The 17830-nt window shown below is 30.3% G+C and carries 16 protein-coding genes; 7 read left to right on the forward strand and 9 right to left on the reverse strand.

The annotated features are described in order from the left end of the window. Window positions 1-45 precede the first annotated feature (45 nt). Window positions 46-954, reverse strand: coding sequence for a diacylglycerol kinase family protein (locus tag Q0873_RS07900; protein ID WP_299105762.1), 909 nt, complete (start codon window positions 952-954; stop codon window positions 46-48). Between the two features lie 121 nt (window positions 955-1075). Between Q0873_RS07900 and rnr the strand changes: the two genes are divergently transcribed. The 3 genes from rnr (at window position 1076) to tatA (ending at window position 4251) form a co-directional block, all read left to right on the forward strand. Next, window positions 1076-3271: a ribonuclease R gene (rnr, locus tag Q0873_RS07905; RefSeq protein WP_299105764.1), complete on the forward strand. Its 2196-nt coding sequence runs from the start codon at window positions 1076-1078 to the stop codon at window positions 3269-3271. Window positions 3272-3351: 80 nt separating this feature from the next. Beyond that, entirely contained in the window at window positions 3352-4029 is a 678-nt protein-coding gene (locus Q0873_RS07910) for a head GIN domain-containing protein (RefSeq protein ID WP_299105767.1), read from the forward strand. A gap of 33 nt (window positions 4030-4062) precedes the next feature. After that, window positions 4063-4251: a twin-arginine translocase TatA/TatE family subunit gene (gene tatA / locus Q0873_RS07915; protein ID WP_299105769.1), complete on the forward strand. Its 189-nt coding sequence runs from the start codon at window positions 4063-4065 to the stop codon at window positions 4249-4251. Between the two features lie 198 nt (window positions 4252-4449). On the opposite strand, the gene Q0873_RS07920 is transcribed toward tatA, so the two are convergent. From Q0873_RS07920 to Q0873_RS07930, 3 genes are all read right to left on the reverse strand, one after another. Continuing rightward, window positions 4450-5328 carry a LytTR family DNA-binding domain-containing protein gene (locus tag Q0873_RS07920; RefSeq protein WP_299105772.1) on the reverse strand — a complete coding sequence of 293 codons (879 nt, stop codon included), beginning with the start codon at window positions 5326-5328 and terminating at the stop codon, window positions 4450-4452. A 13-nt stretch (window positions 5329-5341) separates the two neighbouring features. Next, complete coding sequence (locus Q0873_RS07925) at window positions 5342-5659, reverse strand: heavy metal-binding domain-containing protein (RefSeq protein ID WP_299105774.1); 318 nt, start codon at window positions 5657-5659, stop codon at window positions 5342-5344. 77 nt (window positions 5660-5736) lie between these two features. Continuing rightward, window positions 5737-6666, reverse strand: a complete 930-nt coding sequence (locus tag Q0873_RS07930; protein ID WP_299105776.1) for an SPFH domain-containing protein — start codon at window positions 6664-6666, stop codon at window positions 5737-5739. 127 nt (window positions 6667-6793) lie between these two features. On the opposite strand from Q0873_RS07930, the gene Q0873_RS07935 reads away from it, so the two are divergent. Next, window positions 6794-7192, forward strand: coding sequence for a DoxX family protein (locus tag Q0873_RS07935; RefSeq protein WP_299105778.1), 399 nt, complete (start codon window positions 6794-6796; stop codon window positions 7190-7192). A gap of 144 nt (window positions 7193-7336) precedes the next feature. Here the strand turns inward: Q0873_RS07935 and Q0873_RS07940 are convergent, their stop codons facing one another. From Q0873_RS07940 to Q0873_RS07955, 4 genes are all read right to left on the reverse strand, one after another. Continuing rightward, on the reverse strand, window positions 7337-8194 hold the full coding sequence (locus Q0873_RS07940) for a class I SAM-dependent methyltransferase (RefSeq protein ID WP_299105780.1): 858 nt from the start codon (window positions 8192-8194) through the stop codon (window positions 7337-7339). A 124-nt stretch (window positions 8195-8318) separates the two neighbouring features. Then, window positions 8319-10196, reverse strand: a complete 1878-nt coding sequence (mnmG, locus tag Q0873_RS07945; RefSeq protein WP_299105782.1) for a tRNA uridine-5-carboxymethylaminomethyl(34) synthesis enzyme MnmG — start codon at window positions 10194-10196, stop codon at window positions 8319-8321. 35 nt (window positions 10197-10231) lie between these two features. Further along, on the reverse strand, window positions 10232-10645 hold the full coding sequence (gene ybeY, locus Q0873_RS07950) for an rRNA maturation RNase YbeY (RefSeq protein ID WP_299105784.1): 414 nt from the start codon (window positions 10643-10645) through the stop codon (window positions 10232-10234). 59 nt (window positions 10646-10704) lie between these two features. Then, complete coding sequence (locus Q0873_RS07955; RefSeq protein WP_299105785.1) at window positions 10705-14004, reverse strand: DUF4175 family protein; 3300 nt, start codon at window positions 14002-14004, stop codon at window positions 10705-10707. Window positions 14005-14345: 341 nt separating this feature from the next. Here Q0873_RS07955 and Q0873_RS07960 point away from each other — a divergent pair, with 341 nt between their 5' ends. The 3 genes from Q0873_RS07960 (at window position 14346) to gltX (ending at window position 17166) form a co-directional block, all read left to right on the forward strand. Continuing rightward, entirely contained in the window at window positions 14346-15173 is an 828-nt protein-coding gene (locus Q0873_RS07960; RefSeq protein WP_299105788.1) for a hypothetical protein, read from the forward strand. Window positions 15174-15396: 223 nt separating this feature from the next. Beyond that, window positions 15397-15549, forward strand: a complete 153-nt coding sequence (locus tag Q0873_RS07965) for a hypothetical protein (RefSeq protein WP_299105790.1) — start codon at window positions 15397-15399, stop codon at window positions 15547-15549. 102 nt (window positions 15550-15651) lie between these two features. After that, window positions 15652-17166 (forward strand): glutamate--tRNA ligase, encoded by a 1515-nt coding sequence (gene gltX / locus Q0873_RS07970; protein WP_299105792.1) that lies wholly within the window; start codon window positions 15652-15654, stop codon window positions 17164-17166. A 57-nt stretch (window positions 17167-17223) separates the two neighbouring features. Here the strand turns inward: gltX and Q0873_RS07975 are convergent, their stop codons facing one another. Beyond that, window positions 17224-17817: a hypothetical protein gene (locus Q0873_RS07975; protein WP_299105794.1), complete on the reverse strand. Its 594-nt coding sequence runs from the start codon at window positions 17815-17817 to the stop codon at window positions 17224-17226. Window positions 17818-17830 lie beyond the last annotated feature (13 nt).

Here is a 17830-nt window from a genome sequence, read left to right on the forward strand (position 1 = left end):
GGTAAGAAAAAAGTTTAATATTATAATATTTTACCTTTTTATGTATTACGGAATAACAAATTGTATTGCGTTTTTAACAATAGAAACGGCTATTGATCCGGTACCGATTAATTCACCGTCTGCTTGAATAAAAGCGGTATCTTTTGTAGTTGGTATCACTGAAATTTTATCGGTTAAATAAGTTTCAACTTTGTTATGCGTAACAATTTTACCGTTGTATAGTTTTTTTATATTGAAAACTAAATCTTTAAAAGTAAGATTTTTAGCAAAGGTGATATCAAAGAACCCATCGTTACTACTTTTATAATCAGTTAGTTGCATACCACCACCAGAATACTTACAAATACCAAACAATGTCATCAAGCAATAATCTTCAATTGTACTATTGTTAATAACTACTTTAAAAGGCATTCTTTTGTAAAAAAGTAACCCAGAAATACCACTTATTAGGTAAGCAATGGGTCCGAATTTTTTTAAATTGTTTAGTTTATTAACAACATATCCATCATATCCAATTCCAGCTACATTATTAAAATACGAACTAGTATTTTCAAGTTGTAAATGACCAATATCTTGATATATAGTGTTTTGATTTTTTATAAGTTGAACGGCTTCATGAATATTTTTTGATATACCATAAGTTTTAATCCAATCATTACCAGTTCCAAGAGGAATAACTCCTAAAGTGATTAAATTACTGTTGATAAGTTCCTGGTTCATTACTCCGTTTACAACATGATGCAAAGTACCATCGCCCCCACAAGAAATAATTTGTGAATATCCTTTTGATATCGCTTTATGAACTAGTTCAATTTCATGTTTATGATGTGTTGTAAATTCAAATTCGTAAACAATATTATGATGTGCTAATTCATGTTGAATTTGCGACCATAATTTTTTAAAATTTCCATTTCCCGCGTTTGGATTTACAATAACAAACCATGAGTTGTTCATAAGTGATATAATGATAAAAAGTTTGCCAATGTACAAAATAGAATTTATAACAGTTATTTAATAGTTGAGTGAATGATTTTATTTGTACTTTGCTAACCAAATATTTAAGACGAAAGATTTAATGACAAGAAAGAAGAAAATTTATAAGAAAAAAGGAAAAATAATTAAAGATTTAACGAGGAATATCTTCAAAATCTTAAATGAGAATTCAGAGAAATCTTATAACTACAAACAAATTGCAGCTAAAATGGGAATTTCTGATACCGATGGAAAAACCCAGATACTTCAGAAATTAGTTGAGCTAACAGCTTCAAAGAAAATAGTAGAAACAGATCGAGGAAAATATCAAATTAACGAAGAGAGAAATTATCATATTGGTACCTTAGATGTTACGTCAAATGGAAACGCTTATTTTATGAGTGATGATTTTGAGAACGACATTTTTGTTCCTTCTGTAAATTTGAATAGAGGTTTACACAATGATACTGTTAAGGCCTATGTATATACAAAACGAAAAAGTAAAAAGCTTGAAGCTGATGTAGTAGAGGTACTTGATAGAGCTAAAAACGAATTTGTAGGTACCTTACAAATGAGTAAAAATTTTGGTTTTGTATTACCAGATAGCCAAAAGATGTATGCTGATATTTTTATTGCTAAAAGTAAGCTTGGTGATGCAGAACATGGAGATAAAGTACTAGCGAAACTTACAGATTGGCCAGATAATTCAAAGAATCCATTTGGTAAAATTACACAAGTTTTAGGAAAACCAGGAGAGCATAATACAGAAATACATTCTATCTTATTAGAATATGGATTGCCTTATGAATTTCCTAAAGAAATTGAAGAAGAAGCCTCTCAGTTACCAATTGAAATCACGACAGATGAAATTAGTAAGAGACGTGATATGCGTAATGATTTAACTTTAACCATAGATCCAAAAGATGCTAAAGATTTTGATGATGCGCTGTCTTTTACGAAATTAGAAAATGGTAATTATGAAATTGGAATTCATATAGCCGATGTTTCGCATTATGTACAACCAAAAACAAAATTAGATGATGAAGCTTACGATAGAGCTACATCTGTATATTTGGTTGATAGAGTGGTTCCTATGTTACCAGAAATGCTAAGTAACGGAGTATGTTCTTTAAGACCAGAAGAGGAAAAGCTTACATTTTCAGCAGTATTTGAAATTAATGAAAAAGCACAAATTGTAGAGCAATGGTTTGGTAGAACAGTAACGTATTCAGATAAGCGTTTTGCTTATGAAGAAGCGCAAGCTATTATTGAAAATAAAAACAATATTGTTCCACAAGAAGTTTCATTAACTGAACAGGAATATGAAGTTGATGAAAACATAGTAGAAGCTATTTTAAAATTAGATGAACTGGCTAAGAAATTACGTAAAAGACGTATGAAAGCTGGAGCAATTTCTTTTGATAAGGTGGAAGTAAAATTCAATTTAGATGAAGAAGCTAATCCAATAGGAGTATTTTTTAAGGAAGCTAAAGATGCTAATAAGCTTATTGAAGAATTTATGTTATTGGCAAATAGAAAGGTTGCTGAGTTTATCGGATTTAAAGCTGGAAAGCCTACAAATAAGACGTTCGTATATAGAGTTCATGATGAACCAGATATTGAAAAGTTACAGTCTTTACAGAATATTATAAGTAAGTTTGGATATAAAATCAATACTGAAACTCGTGAAAAAACATCTGATAGTTTAAACAAGTTATTAACCGATGTTCATGGTAAAGCAGAGGCTAATATGGTAGAAACGTTAGCTATTAGATCTATGAGTAAAGCTGAATATACAACTCAGAATATTGGCCATTATGGATTGGCTTTTAACTACTACTCACATTTTACATCTCCTATTAGACGTTATCCTGATGTAATGACACATCGCTTGTTACAACATTACTTAGATGGAGGAAATACACCAAAAGCTGAAATTTATGAAGAACGTTGTAAACATTCTTCAAAAATGGAGGAATTAGCATCAAAAGCAGAAAGAGATTCTATTAAGTATATGCAAATTAAGTATATGCAAGATCATAAAGATATCGAATTTGAAGGAGTGGTTTCTGGAGTTACAGAATGGGGAATTTATGTAGAAATTAAATCTAATAAATGTGAAGGAATGGTTCGTATCAAAGATTTAAAGGATGACTACTATATTTTTGATGAGAAACAATATGCGGCTGTTGGTCAAGCAAATAAGAATATTATACAATTAGGAGATGAAGTTGTTGTTAAGGTTAAACACACCGATTTAGAACGTAAACATCTCGATTTTGAGTTGATTTCTCATTAATATTTTAAAACTGCAACAATAAAAAAAGAAAATAGTCTTTATAGTAGTAGTACTTAGTACTACTACTAAATGTATATATTATGAAAAAAGTGGTTTTTATAAGTTTGTTTCTATTAGCGTCATTGCTAAATGCGCAAACAACAATAACAAAAGAATTAGGAGAATTTTCTGAACTTAAAGTATATAACGGCATTGAATTAGAAATCATTCAATCAGAAGAACAGAAACTTGTTATAACCGGTGAAAAAGCAGAAAAAGTAAAAATAAAGCAAAACGATAATACACTAAAAATATCGTTAAGATTTCCTGAAACAATGGCTGAAGGTAAGGTAAAAGCTAAATTATTTATTAAAAAGGCTATTGCTACTATTGATGGAAATGAAGGAGCTATTATTACTGGAAAAGGATTTGAACAACCAAAGATTGAAATTAAGGCTCAGGAAGGATCTTTTATTAATCTTGTGGTAAATACCAAGCATTTAAAGGTAAAAACCTCTTCTGGAGGGGTTATAAAGCTTTCTGGAGATACAAAGAACCAAACTGTTGATGCAAATTTAGGAGGAACTTATCATGGTTATAATATGATGGTTTCCAATTCATGTATTGTTAAGGCAGGTTCTGGTGCTAAAGTAGAAGTGCAATCTGGTGAAACTTTAGATGCAAAAGTATCTTTTGGAGGAAGTATATTTTATAAAGGAGAACCAGAGGTTTTAAAAGATAAAAAAGTAATTGGTGGAGTTATTGAACACAGAAGTTAATTTTGTATCTTTGTAGCGTTAAAATTCAAGAAAATGATTTCAAATACAATATTTTTAGGAATACCTGGTGGATATCAAATCATCATCATATTAGTAGTAGTCTTATTACTATTTGGAGGGCGTAAAATTCCTGAATTAATGAGAGGTTTAGGTTCAGGTATCAAAGAATTTAAAGATGCCAGTAAAACTGAAGGAGACGATAAAATAGAAGAAAATAAATAAGTAGTAATATACTTATTCATAAAATAAGAAGCTCAGATCTACTATAGATCTGAGCTTTTGTCTTTTTAAAGAGATAATGAAAGTCCCCCGAAATCCATTATTTTTTCATTGGAACTAAACTAATAATTAATTTATTTAAATAGTTGATTTTGTTATGAATAGGAAGTGAATAGGGTTTAAAAGTGACGAATGGGAAGTTTAATAAGTTAAAAAATCTTTTAAATCATTTTTAGAGAACCTTCTTGATATTGGAATGTTAAAATCTGTTTTGGTTGTTTTTATAAGATAACCTCTTGCGTTACCTGAATATTCACTGATATATCGTGTATTAATTATAAATGATTTGTGACAACGGACAATATTTTTGTAATCTTTTAAATCTTGCTCTATTTTAGATAGGGTTGTTCTAAAAAGAATTTCTTTCACACCATTTGGTTCATCAATAAAATAACTTGCGTAATTTCCTTCAGAGCTTATGTATATAAGCTTATTAATATCAATCGTTATATCATTATTAGACTGTGAAGAAGTAAAAGAGAAAAGTGCTTCTTCTTGAATTATGTTAGTATTAAAATGATTGTGTTGATTAATGTATGCTGAAGTTTTTCTTCTTTTTCTACGTAATTCTAGTTCATCGAAATAAAGCCAAAATAAAATAGGAAAAAATCCAATTGCATAAGAATATGAAAGTATTTTGAAATAGCCTGCTATATATTCTTGTTGAATACTTTTTCTTATGTATATGTTATAAGGATAGGAAATACTACCTATTGTAATTACAGTAATATTGAGTAAAATTAATTGCTTTAAAACTGTTCTAGTTTCAGGATTGAAAAAGTTTTTACATAGCTTAGGTAAGAAATATAAAATAAGAATGATAGAAAAGGTTGAAATAGCACCAAACCCAAAACAAAAAAGAACGAGATTTTCTCCTAAAAGGTGTATTCGAAAGGGTTGAAAGACGATTAGAAATAATGAAACTATTAAACCAAATACAACACTTATAATTATATTATAAGTGCTATAAATTGGTGAGTAATAGGGTTTATTCAACCATTTTATTATGTTGTCTATCACATTGTATAAGGTATTAAAACTTAATAGCTGTGCCAGATGCAGTAACCATAAGCATTCCACCATTTGGACCTACAGTTTCATAGTCTAAATCAACTCCTACAATAGCATCAGCTCCAAGTTGAACAGCTCTATCTTGCATCTCTTTTAAAGCACTTTCTTTAGCTTGTCTTAGTACTTTTTCATAGGATGCAGATCGACCTCCTACAATGTCTCTAATACCTGCAAAAAAATCTTTTATAAAGTTAGCTCCAATAATTGTTTCACCTGTAACAATTCCTAGGTATTGTTGAGCAGGTTTGTTTTCAATGGTGTTTGTGGTTGTTATTATCATAATTTCGGTAATTAAGTTAATAAAAAAAACCTGAAATAGAAAAATCAGGTTTTTAAAAAGTGGTATATAAATTGTTATTATTCGTTGTTTTTCTTTTTGGCTTTGGCTTCTTTCATAGCTTCACCTATTTGATTACTTGCTGCAAAACTAGCAACCATATCATTTAACATCTGGCTACCTGCTTGTGGTGAGTTAGGTAGTAATATTAAATTACTATTGGTGTCTGAACCTATAGATTGTAAAGTATCATAATGTTGAGTTACTACAATTAGAGCAGAAGCTTCTTGAGAGTTGATACCTACTTTGTTTAAGACTTCTACAGACTCTTCTAAACCACGTGCAATCTCACGTCTCTGATCTGCAATACCTTGTCCTTGTAAACGTTTACTTTCAGCTTCAGCTTTTGCTTTTTCAACAATTAAAATACGCTGTGCATCACCTTCATATTGAGCAGCTACTTTTTCACGTTCAGCAGCATTAATTCGGTTCATAGCTTCTTTTACTTGCGAATCAGGATCAATATCGGTTACTAAAGTTTTAATAATGTCATAACCATATTCCATCATGGCATCGTTTAATTCAGATTTTACAGCAATTGCGATATCATCTTTTTTTACAAAGACGTCATCTAAGCGCATTTTAGGAACTTCTGCGCGTACAACATCAAATACATATGAAGTAATCTGATCGTGCGGATAATCTAGCTTATAAAACGCTTCATACACTTTGTCTCTAATAACTTTGTATTGAACAGAAACTTTTAACTTTACAAATACATCATCTAATGTCTTCGTTTCTACAATAACATCTAATTGTTGAATTTTTAAACTCAATTTTCCAGCAATTCTATCAACTAAAGGAATTTTTAAATGTAAACCCGAATGTCTAATACTGTGAAATTTACCAAATCTTTCAATCACAGCAGCAGTTTGTTGCTTCACAATAAAGAAAGAAGATAATAGAACAATAATTCCGAAGAAAATTAATGGATACATTAAAATAGGCATGGTGTTAATTTTTTATTAGTTAGTAATTTTTCTTTAAATATATAGCTTATATATCGTATAAGACGCAATTTTTAGAAAATGTTACAACTAACATACAGATAACTTATATTTGCTAAAAATCAATTATATGGAACTTATACAAAAACACATTACTGAAATTTTAGCATTGTTATTTTTAATCGTTACTTTTTTACAATCGGGTATCGATAAAGTTACTGACTGGAATGGAAATTTATCATTTATAAAAGGGCATTTTAAAAATTCACCGTTGAAAAATATGGTACCATTATTATTGGCGGTAATTTTAGTTTTAGAATTATTGGCAGGAGCATTAATGTTTGTTGGAATTTTCCATTTAGCAACAACAGGTAATCATGAGATGGCATTAATTGGAGCTGAACTTTCTGCAGTAACTTTGATTTTCTTATTAATCGGACAAAGGTTGGCAAAGGATTATGCTGGAGCGATGACCTTGGCAGTTTACTTTGTAATTTCGATTTTTACAGTATTTTTATTAAATAAATAAAAATTATTGTAAATATAGTTTTAAATAAATATAACTTATATAAAAACCTCTTAAATATGCGATTTAAGAGGTTTTCTTTTTTTAGAAAGGTATTTCTACTACTTATATAGTGAAACGGCTTTATATCTTGTTAAAATAAGTATTTTATTCTTTTTTAAGTATGTATATGTGAGAAGAGTATTCTTTGGTTTTTTTGGCTTTTATATTCGAAATAAAACCTAAACAAAAAGCTTTAATCGGATTTGATTTACCGCTTTTATATTTTTCACTTAATAAAGAAACATAATACGAATCAAATTTCATCGGTAGAATATTTTCAAGTATGAAATCATATTGGGAAAATATTTTAGAGATACTTGTTTTTGAAAAATGCCAAAGATGACGAGGTACATCAAAAGCAGCCCAATGTTCTTTATAATAATTAGCATCGTAACTTTTATAATTTGGAACGGCAACAATTAGTTTGCCATTTGGTTTTAAAAGTTTTTTGAGCATAGATACATATTCGAATAGGTTAGGTACATGTTCGAGAACATGCCATAAAGTTATAACATCGAACTTTTGATTTTCTATGGCATCTAAATTTTCTTTTAACTGGATACCTTTTGTAAGTGCAATTTCTCTTGCTTTTTTTGAAGGTTCAACACCAATGGTTTTCCAATTATTAGATGCACAAGTTTTTAAAAAGTCTCCGGTACCTGCTCCAATATCGAGTATTACTTTTTCTTGAGTGTTAAATGAATTAATAAGTTTTAACTTTCTTTTGAGTGAGTAATTTTTTACAAGTTGGTATACTTTATCAAATAAAGTTTTTTTACTATCAGTATGTGAAATATATAATTCACTTTGATAATATTTATCAAGATTTGAAGGTACTGGGGAAGTGACGAGTAAATCATAGGTTTGATTATACATCACTTCATAGCTTTCTTTACTAACGGTATAATCAATACAGTTCAACAAAGGTTTTAAATCTCTGTAGAGCTCTTTTTGGTTGTTCAAGTTCGGTTGATTTTTTTAATATGTTCCACATGGAACATACAATTCTTTTATAGTACAATATTACGTAAAAAATAAAAACGTTCCACATGGAACGTTTTTATTTTTTTGCAAATATTGCTTTTTATTATCTACCCATATAAACTAATAATACAGATATGTCGCTTGGTGATACTCCACTTATTCTGCTAGCTTGTGAAATACTAGTAGGTTGAATTTTACTTAGCTTTTCTCTTGCTTCAAATGAAAGTGATTTTACTTTACTGTAATCAAAGCTTGATGGGATTGGAACGTTTTCTAATCTGTTTAATTTATCAGCGTTCGCTTTTTCCTTTTCTATATATCCAGAATACTTTAAATGTATTTCTACTTGTTCTATGATTTCTGAATCAATATTGTTTTCTTGGATAAAAGAATTTAACTTTTGAATAGTTAATAAATCAGAAAAATCAATTTGAGGTCTTGAAGCGATCTTAACTAGTTTCATAGATTGATTAATAGGAGCAGAGTTTTTACGTTCTAAAATAGGGTTTACCTCTTCCTTTTTAATGCTTAATTCTTCTATGAATTTGATTAATGAATTTGTTTTATTTTTCTTTTCGATGACACGATCTAAACGATCTTGTTTTGCTAAACCAATAGCGTGCGATTGTTCAGTTAAGCGAATATCGGCATTATCTTGTCTTAAAAGAGTTCTGTATTCTGCACGTGAGGTAAACATTCTATATGGTTCTTCCGTACCTTTTGTAATTAGATCATCAATTAAAACACCTATATAAGCTTCGCTTCTTTTTAATATAAATGGTTCTTTGTTTTGAGTTTTTAATGCAGCATTTACTCCTGCCATTAATCCTTGTGCAGCTGCTTCTTCATAACCAGTTGTTCCATTTATTTGTCCAGCAAAGAATAAGTTTTCAATTAACTTAGTTTCTAAGTTGTGTTTTAATTGTGTTGGTGGGAAATAATCGTATTCGATAGCGTACCCATATCTAAAGAATTTTACTTTTTCAAAACCTGGTATAGATCGGATTGCTTTGTCTTGAATATCTTCAGGTAATGAAGTAGAAAAACCATTTACATATATTTCAACGGTATTCCATCCTTCTGGTTCAACGAATACTTGATGACGTTCTTTCTCAGCGAAACGATTGATTTTATCTTCTACAGAAGGGCAATAACGTGGTCCAGTAGATTTGATTCTACCATTAAACATTGGAGAACGATCAAAACCTTCTCGAAGTAATTCATGTACTTCAGGATTGGTATAAGTTAGGTAACAAGAACGTTGTTTAGTTAATCGTTCTGTAGTCGGTAAATAAGAGAATTTTTCTGGGTTATCATCACCAGGTTGCTCTGTCATTTTAGAATAATCTAAAGAGCGTCCATCAACACGTGGAGGAGTTCCTGTTTTCATTCTTCCAGACTCAAAACCTTTTGCAACTAAGTCTTCCGTAATTCCTGTTGAAGCACCCTCTCCTGCTCTACCACCTCCAAAAGTTTTTTCACCAATATGAATTAATCCATTTAAGAAAGTACCAGCAGTTACAATAACAGTTTTTGCTTTTATTTCTAATCCTAAAGCTGTTTTAACTCCTGTAATTTTATCTCCATCGAAGATTAAACCGTTTACAGAATCTTGATAGAAATCTAAATTTTCAGTTTGCTCTAACATGGTTCTCCAGCACTCAGCAAATTGCATACGATCAGATTGAGCTCTCGGGCTCCACATTGCAGGTCCTTTAGATTTGTTAAGCATTTTAAACTGTATAGCTGTTTTATCAGTTACAATTGCGCTATAACCACCTAAGGCATCTATTTCACGAACTATTTGCCCTTTTGCAATTCCACCCATAGCAGGATTACAACTCATTTGAGCAATATTTTGTAAGTTCATTGTAATAAGTAAGGTGTGTGCCCCCATATTAGCACTAGCTGCTGCTGCTTCACTACCAGCATGCCCACCTCCTACTACAATAACATCATAAACTGTATTATATAAACTCATTTTTTTATATCAGTTCCACGTGGAACTTTAAGATTTTATTGATTTAAAATTTCTAAACATTCGTTTTCTTTCGAACGCATAATCTCTTTTTCTTCCGCTGTTTTGTCTTTGTATTTCATATAGTGTAATACACCATGAATAACTACTCGATGTAATTCATTTGTAAAGGTAGTGTCAAAATCATTTGCATTGTCCGCTACTCTTTCAGTAGAAATAAAAATATCTCCACCAACTAATAAACCCATAGTGTAGTCAAAACTAATGATATCGGTTAACGTATCGTGTTGTAAAAACTCAACGTTTATTTTGTGTAAATATGCATCATCACAAAATATATAGTTAAGTTCACCCAATTCAAAACCTTCTTTTTCGATACATGTTTGTATCCATTCAGAGGTCTTAGATTCGTTTTCTAATTTAAAATCGTTTTCGTAATTAAATTGTATCATTCGTTTAGATTGAAATTTAAAGGAGTAACTGTTCAATCTAAACGAATCATTTAGAAGTGTTACTCTTTTGTTTTAGGAGTATTAAAATACTCTTGTACCTTCTTTTTGTAATTTTGGCGCAAAGGTAGTGATTGTCTATTTAAAATCTCTGTTTGGTTATAAAACAACTTCTTAAATTGTAGTTGCTTAGCATTAGAATTATTAAAATTATTAAGATTCGTACGAGATTTTCGTTGTTTGTCACGGTTTTGTTCAAAGGTAGCTTTGTCTAGTTTTAATAATTCATAGTTTAATTGCTGCATTCTATTAATAGTTTGCTGCGTAAAACCTTTTTCTAGAATTTCGTTTTCTAATTGCTCCATTTGTTTTAATGCCTTCTTAGCATTTCCATTTCCGTCTTTTCCTTCTTTAATAGCGTTTTCTAATTGTTGCCTTAATTCTGATTGCTCTTTGTAAATCTCATACAATTCACCGTCTAAATCATCTCCTTGTCCGTTGTTACCTTTTTGCTTTTCTCCTTCACCTTGTTGTTTTCCTTTATTACCATTTTGAGGTTTACCTTGATTCTTTTTTTGCAATCCTTGATTCATTTTTTGCATTAAAGATTCTTGCTTTTGAATAATGTCTGGTAAACTAAAAGACTTTCCTTTCCCCTTCCCTTGTCCACTTCCTGGTTTAGGATTTTGCATTGCATCTAAAGTATTACTTAACATATCTGCTAAGTTATTTGCAGCAGTCATTACATATTGTTGATTAGAAAGTCCGTTTCTAAAATTATTATCTGCAAAGTTTTCTAAAGACTGATCTAAATTGTAATGAGCATCTGCTAAATGATTTTGAATTTTAGAACTTATTTTCGGATTTTTCATTGATAGTACAAATAAACTATCATCTATATGTTCAAAATACTCTTTAAGCTGATGTTGCTTTTGTAAGTTTTTACCAAAGTTAGGATGTGACGAGTTCGATCCAGAAAAGGTGTTCATTAAAGATTCTTGATCGAAAGAGAATGTAATTAAGTTCTCTAAAACCTGACGTAATCCTTCCATGGTTTCTTCTTCCATTTCTGCACTCATGGATTGCATAGAGTTTTGCATTTTTTGACTCATCTCTTGCATCTTTTTTGAGGCTTTCTTTTGATTCTTTTTTGCTTCAGATTGATTTTTGTTATCTAGGTTTTCTTGAGCTTTGTTAAGTTCATTTTCTGTTTCCTTTTTCATTTCTTCCATAGAAGGAATGTCCATAGGTTGTTTTAAATTTTCGTTGTCTTTCTTTAGCTCATCCAATTCTTTTTTGGCTTGATCAAACTCTTTTTGAATTTCTTTTTGTTGTTCAGAAGTACTCTCCTTTTTTGAAAGCTCTTCTTGTTTCTTTGCAAGCTCGTTTAATTTATCAGCTATTTGCATTGTCTTTTGTTCAACATAAAAACGTTTGGTAAGCTCTAAGATTCTTTCCAAGCTACGTTCTTGTTGTTTGTTTTGAGAAGCTAGTTCTTTAGCTTTTTTAAGTAGGTCTTCTTTGTTTAGTTTTTCGGCAAGCTTTTTTAATTCATCTAAAGTTTTTTGTTGCTTTTCTAATTGCTTTAATTCGTCAATTCGCTTCTGTAAATCTTCTTTATTTTCTTGTAGTTTTTCGTTTTGAGAAGGTTTTTCTTCTAAATTCTCTTGTAACTTATTTGTTTGACGTTGCATCATTTTTTGATATTGCTCTTGTCTTTTTAATAAGTTTTGAATTTTCTTTTGATCATTCCAATTCATATTCTTTTTGTTTTGAATATCGAACTGAACTTTCTCTAAAGCTTTCTTATTCTTTTGTTGGTTTTGAAGTGAATTTTCTAAGTTGTCTATATAATCTTTTTGTTCTTTTAATAATTCCTCTTCAATCTCTTCTGTAGTTTTTTGTCTATATGAAAACTTTTTACTGCTTGCTTTTTTACTTCCGTTAACAGCATCATTATCGAAAATTTGAAAGAACATCTCATAATTTACTCCTTCATTTAAGTTTAAATTATTCGGAAAAGAATAGAAAAAAGATTGAATGTTTTCTCTACCAATTTCAATATTATGAATATTTATATTTTCGGGTTGATTCATATCATAATACACAAGCTCTAATTTTTTAAAACCATAATCATCTGAAATCTTTCCGGCAAATTGAGCTTCTCCTCTACTAATACTATCAATATTTGAATTAACAATAATTTGAGGAAATTCATCTTTTATTACATCAACAGTAAACTGTAAATTATCGTAGTTACTTAAGAATGCATTAGAAGTTGAAATTTGATATTCTATAGGTTTTAGAATTTTCTTTTCATAAGAAAAGTCGTCAGTATCATTTTGTGTGAAAATTTCTTTTTTCTTATTGTTTATAAAATTAACGGTATCAGTTTCAATGGTTTTGATGCTCCATTTTATGAATGTTCCTTGTGGAACAATTGTGTTTCCAGAATTTTCTAAGAGCTCATTTTTCTTTCCAGTATACTTTGGATATACCAATTCCATACGAATATTTTGGATTGATGGAGCTTTGATGATATTGATAGTATAATCATTCGATTGCACATTAGTTGAGGAAACATAAAACTCAATGGCATTTTGTATGTTGTTAAAAGTATATGAGTATAACCCTACTCCTTCATTTTGCATATAGTATTCTTGATTGTCAAAATGAATCTTAACATCATTTGGAAGTACTTCTCCTTTTGCTTCTACATAAACTGTTAAAGGTTTTCCTTGAATTACATTTAAATCTTTTGAAGTAAGAAAGAATGAAAAAGGTGCAGGAGGTGCATAAGCGGTTTTATGGTTTACAATACGATCGAAACTTTGATTAATGTTTTTATCAAAACCAGTAAAAAGAGAAATTAACCAAATGAATACAGGTAACAGTACGTATTTTAAGTATTTTTTATTTGCAGAAAAATTAATCGCTTTAGAAAAAGGAATAGGTTGCAGTTCATTCGATTTTTGTTCAATACTTGCAATTAATAAATCAGATTGATTAGAATCTTGCTTAAGCTGTAGAATGTTTAATAACTTATCTTTTACTTCAGGAAAATGGTTTCCAATAATTTTAGAAGCTTCTTCTTGAGATATTCCATTTTTTAAACCCAATATTTTAAAAATAGGAAAACATATAAATCGAACTAGTAAAACAAGTTCTACGGCAATAAAAATCCAAAAAAGAAAAGTTCTATAGGTTGGTTGTAACCATAAAAAGTATTCAATAAATACTGTAAAGAAAAAATACAATAAGCCTAATGAAACGAATAAAATACTTCCTTTTATTAATTCGTTTAGATAAAACTTTTTGCTAAACTGTTGTAATTTGTGTTCTATTTTGTTTAAAAAAGTCATACAGTACTATTGAAGAGTATTAATATTAATAGTGTTTTTGTGTTTTATTTTTCTGCTAAATTTTTCAGAACTGCATACAAAACAACTACAAGGTTTTCCGTGAGATCTGTATGCATAAAAGTTTCCTTCTCGTTCATCTAAGCCTAAAGTGCGTACTCTTTTCTTATACTTTAGCATTTTTATGCGAAATCGCGCTCTTTTATTCATCTATAAAAGTGTTATTTTTCTTAGCAACTATAAAATTACATTTTTTTCTTCAAGTTTCTTGTTAAAGAATTGTGTAAGTATTAGCTTAGTAACGCTACTAAACACATAAATCTAAAAGTATACATATGAAAAACATGAAACAACTAACCATTATTGCAGCATTGTTGATATCATTTTCAATGTTTTCTCAAAGTCCATGGACTAAAAAGAAAGGAGAAGGATATGTTCAACTATCTTTTACTACAATTGCTAATTATGATCAATTGTATGGAAATCCAGATTATCCAACACAAAGGGAAATTACAGACAATACACTTCAAGTGTATGCAGAGTATGGGTTATCTGATAAAACTACATTAATAGGAAGTATTCCTTTAAAATTAGTAAAGTCCGGTAAAGCAGTAGCAACTACTCCAGTAATTACAGAAGAGTCTAAAACAAGTTTAGGGAATATTCAATTAGGAATTAAGCATAACTTTATTAATAAAAAATGGTTGCTATCTGGTCAGTTAACTGTTGAAGCGAATACAAGTAGTTATGAAGCTGCTTCTGGCTTACGTACAGGATATGATGCTTGGAGTTTTACACCATTAGTAATTGCTGGAAGAGGTTTTAACAAATGGTATATACAAGCATTTACTGGTTTTGATATTCGTACGAATGATTACAGTAGTAACTATAAATTAGGAGGAGAAGTTGGTTATAAGACCTTAGATTGGTTATGGGTAGCAGGTTTTTTAGATGGTGTAATGTCATTAAAAAATGGTGATTTAGTACAAACTCCACAAAATATAGCTACTGGATTGTATGTAAATGATCAGAGTTTCGCAGCATTTGGATTAAAACTAATTGGAGAATTTAGTGACAATTTTGGAGCTAATTTAGGATTAGGTGGTGCATTTGCTGGAAGAAATGTTCCTAAAAAGCCAGCAATAAGCTTTGGATTATACCATAAATTCTAAAGAAATAAGGGAAAGCCTTACTTATTTTATGGTGTTTTTTAAGGAATTAAGTCAAAGAAGTCATATATTGTGAATTCAAATAAATATAAAGAAGCAAAATTCATTTTGCTAGAGTTTTTAAAAAGTAAGGTAAATCCTTACTTTTTTTATGGACTTTTTTTAATGAAATAAATAAGTATCCTATAAATTGCAATCACTAACTAACCTTAAAATTTTTATAAACATGTTAAATAGCATTTCACGTTTGGGAAAAGAACTAAACAAAGATGAGCAAAAGAACATTAATGGAGGGTGGAGACATATTAGATGTTTTAAAGATAGTGACTGTCCGCCATGGGATTCTTTTTGCCTTAATGGCTACTGCCAATACATGTAAAATTTTAAAAGCGAGTTTAACTCGCTTTTTTTTATGCTTAAAAACCACTTTAGAATTGCAAAAATGATAAGTATCTTTGCGCTTTCAAATTGAATTTTAAAAATGACTGAAAACGTAAGAGTACGCTTTGCTCCGAGTCCAACCGGACCTTTACACATGGGTGGTGTTAGAACAGCCTTGTTTAATTACTTATTTGCTAAAAAACATAACGGAACCTTTGTTTTACGTATTGAAGATACCGATCAAACACGTTATGTAGCCAATGCAGAACAATACATTATTGATTCATTAGATTGGTGTCAAATACCTTTTGATGAAGGTCCAGGTAGAAATGAAAAATTTGGTCCTTACCGTCAGTCAGAGAGAAAAGAATTATATAAGAAATATGCCGATGAATTAATTGAAAAAGGATGGGCATATTATGCATTTGATACTGCTGATGAGTTAAATACGCACAGAAAAAACCATGAAGAGAACGGAAAAACGTTTATCTATAACTGGCATAATCGAGAGAAATTACAAAATTCACTAGCATTATCTGCTGAAGAAGTTTCAGCAAAAATAGCTGCTGGAGAAAAATTTGTAGTACGTTTTAAATCTCCAAAAGATGAGATTTTAGTATTACAAGATGAAATCCGTGGAGAAATAAAAATAGATTCTAACTTATTGGATGACAAGGTTTTATTTAAATCTGATGGAATGCCAACTTATCATTTAGCAAACATTGTTGATGATCATTTAATGGAAATTTCTCATGTAATTCGAGGAGAAGAATGGTTACCATCGTTAGCATTACACGTATTGTTGTACAGAGCTTTTGGTTGGACTGCACCAAAATTTGCGCATTTACCATTAATCTTAAAGCCTGTTGGTAAAGGTAAGTTAAGTAAACGTGATGGAGATAAATTAGGTTTCCCTGTTTTCCCATTAGAATATACCAATGAAACAACAGGAGATGTTTCACGTGGATACAAAGAAGACGGTTATTTCCCAGAGGCATTTGTAAATATGCTATCGTTATTAGGATGGAATCCAGGTACTGAGCAAGAGCTTTTTAGTTTAGAAGAGTTGATTCAGTTATTTGATTTACAAAGAGTTAGTAAATCTGGAGCTAAGTTTAGCCCTGAAAAAACACAGTGGTTTAACGAACAATATTTACAACAAAAATCAGACAAGGAATTAGCTGGTTTATACCAACCTATTTTAGTAAATAACGGAATATCTGCAGATGCAGAGTATGTAGAGAAAGTAGTTGGTTTAATAAAAGAGAGAGCTACGTTTGTGGCAGATTTCTGGGACTTATCTAACTTTTTCTTTGTAAACCCTTCAGAATATGATGCAAAAGCAAGTAAAAAGCAATGGAAAGAAGGAACACCTGACTTAATGAAAGAATTGGTAAAAGTAATTGATAACATTGAAGACTTTAGCTCAGAAAATACAGAAGCAAAAGTAAAAGAATGGATTACTGCTAAGGAAGTTGGATTTGGTAAAGTAATGCAACCGCTTCGTTTAAGCTTAGTAGGAGCTTTAAAAGGCCCTCACCTATTTGATATCATATCAATGATTGGTAAACACGCAACTATTGATCGAATAAACAATGCAATAGCAACATTATAAAAACAAAAAAGCGGCCTTAAGAGCCGCTTTTTTTATGTTTATATATGTCTAATACTGTTAGAAACAGTGTAAGTTTCCTTTTGCTGTTCTAGCGGCGTTATTACCACCTGTAAAGATGTTATCCCAGTTCAGTCTAAATACCACACCTAAAGTACCTTGTAAGTGAGAACGCATACTTTCAAACCCTTCAAAAGAGTGCTTGTAATATACCTGAGGATTAATACCAATAGCCTGATTTATCCAATAAATACCACCGGCACCAATATTTAAAGTAGGTGTCATTTTTCGATCTGAATCTACAATACTACCACCTGCAAATACATAAGGAGCAAAGTTCTTAAACAACGGATTAAAATTGTAGCGAACAGAACCATCCATAGAAAAATACTTTGCAGAGTTTTTTATAAAACCAACATCAATGGTGTTAAAGGAAATCGCTCCATCAATAGAAAAACGTTCACCAACTGGCATGGTAAGGTTTAAACGTGGAACCTGAAATAAGTGTTGATCTCCAATATAAGCTCCATCATTTTTTCCAAACTTTACAATACCTATCCCCGCTCCTATTTGCCAGGAACTATTGAGGTTTTGAGAAATAACGCTTGTAGTAATTGAAAAAATAAGGGCTAAAAAGAAAGCTTTTTTCATCATCTGTAATAGTTTT

Source organism: uncultured Tenacibaculum sp., from assembly GCF_947498805.1.
GTDB lineage: Bacteria > Bacteroidota > Bacteroidia > Flavobacteriales > Flavobacteriaceae > Polaribacter.

What these genes read in the sequence shown, in the direction of transcription:
- tatA (WP_299105769.1), top strand. Translation starts at nt 4,063, where the DNA reads ATGATTTCAAATACAATATTTTTAGGAATACCTGGTGGATATCAAATC.
- Q0873_RS07975 (WP_299105794.1), bottom strand. Translation starts at nt 17,817, where the DNA reads ATGATGAAAAAAGCTTTCTTTTTAGCCCTTATTTTTTCAATTACTACA.
- Q0873_RS07960 (WP_299105788.1), top strand. Translation starts at nt 14,346, where the DNA reads ATGAAACAACTAACCATTATTGCAGCATTGTTGATATCATTTTCAATG.
- Q0873_RS07925 (WP_299105774.1), bottom strand. Translation starts at nt 5,659, where the DNA reads ATGATAATAACAACCACAAACACCATTGAAAACAAACCTGCTCAACAA.
- Q0873_RS07900 (WP_299105762.1), bottom strand. Translation starts at nt 954, where the DNA reads ATGAACAACTCATGGTTTGTTATTGTAAATCCAAACGCGGGAAATGGA.
- ybeY (WP_299105784.1), bottom strand. Translation starts at nt 10,645, where the DNA reads ATGATACAATTTAATTACGAAAACGATTTTAAATTAGAAAACGAATCT.
- Q0873_RS07955 (WP_299105785.1), bottom strand. Translation starts at nt 14,004, where the DNA reads ATGACTTTTTTAAACAAAATAGAACACAAATTACAACAGTTTAGCAAA.
- Q0873_RS07930 (WP_299105776.1), bottom strand. Translation starts at nt 6,666, where the DNA reads ATGCCTATTTTAATGTATCCATTAATTTTCTTCGGAATTATTGTTCTA.
- Q0873_RS07910 (WP_299105767.1), top strand. Translation starts at nt 3,352, where the DNA reads ATGAAAAAAGTGGTTTTTATAAGTTTGTTTCTATTAGCGTCATTGCTA.
- rnr (WP_299105764.1), top strand. Translation starts at nt 1,076, where the DNA reads ATGACAAGAAAGAAGAAAATTTATAAGAAAAAAGGAAAAATAATTAAA.
- Q0873_RS07965 (WP_299105790.1), top strand. Translation starts at nt 15,397, where the DNA reads ATGTTAAATAGCATTTCACGTTTGGGAAAAGAACTAAACAAAGATGAG.
- gltX (WP_299105792.1), top strand. Translation starts at nt 15,652, where the DNA reads ATGACTGAAAACGTAAGAGTACGCTTTGCTCCGAGTCCAACCGGACCT.
- mnmG (WP_299105782.1), bottom strand. Translation starts at nt 10,196, where the DNA reads ATGAGTTTATATAATACAGTTTATGATGTTATTGTAGTAGGAGGTGGG.
- Q0873_RS07935 (WP_299105778.1), top strand. Translation starts at nt 6,794, where the DNA reads ATGGAACTTATACAAAAACACATTACTGAAATTTTAGCATTGTTATTT.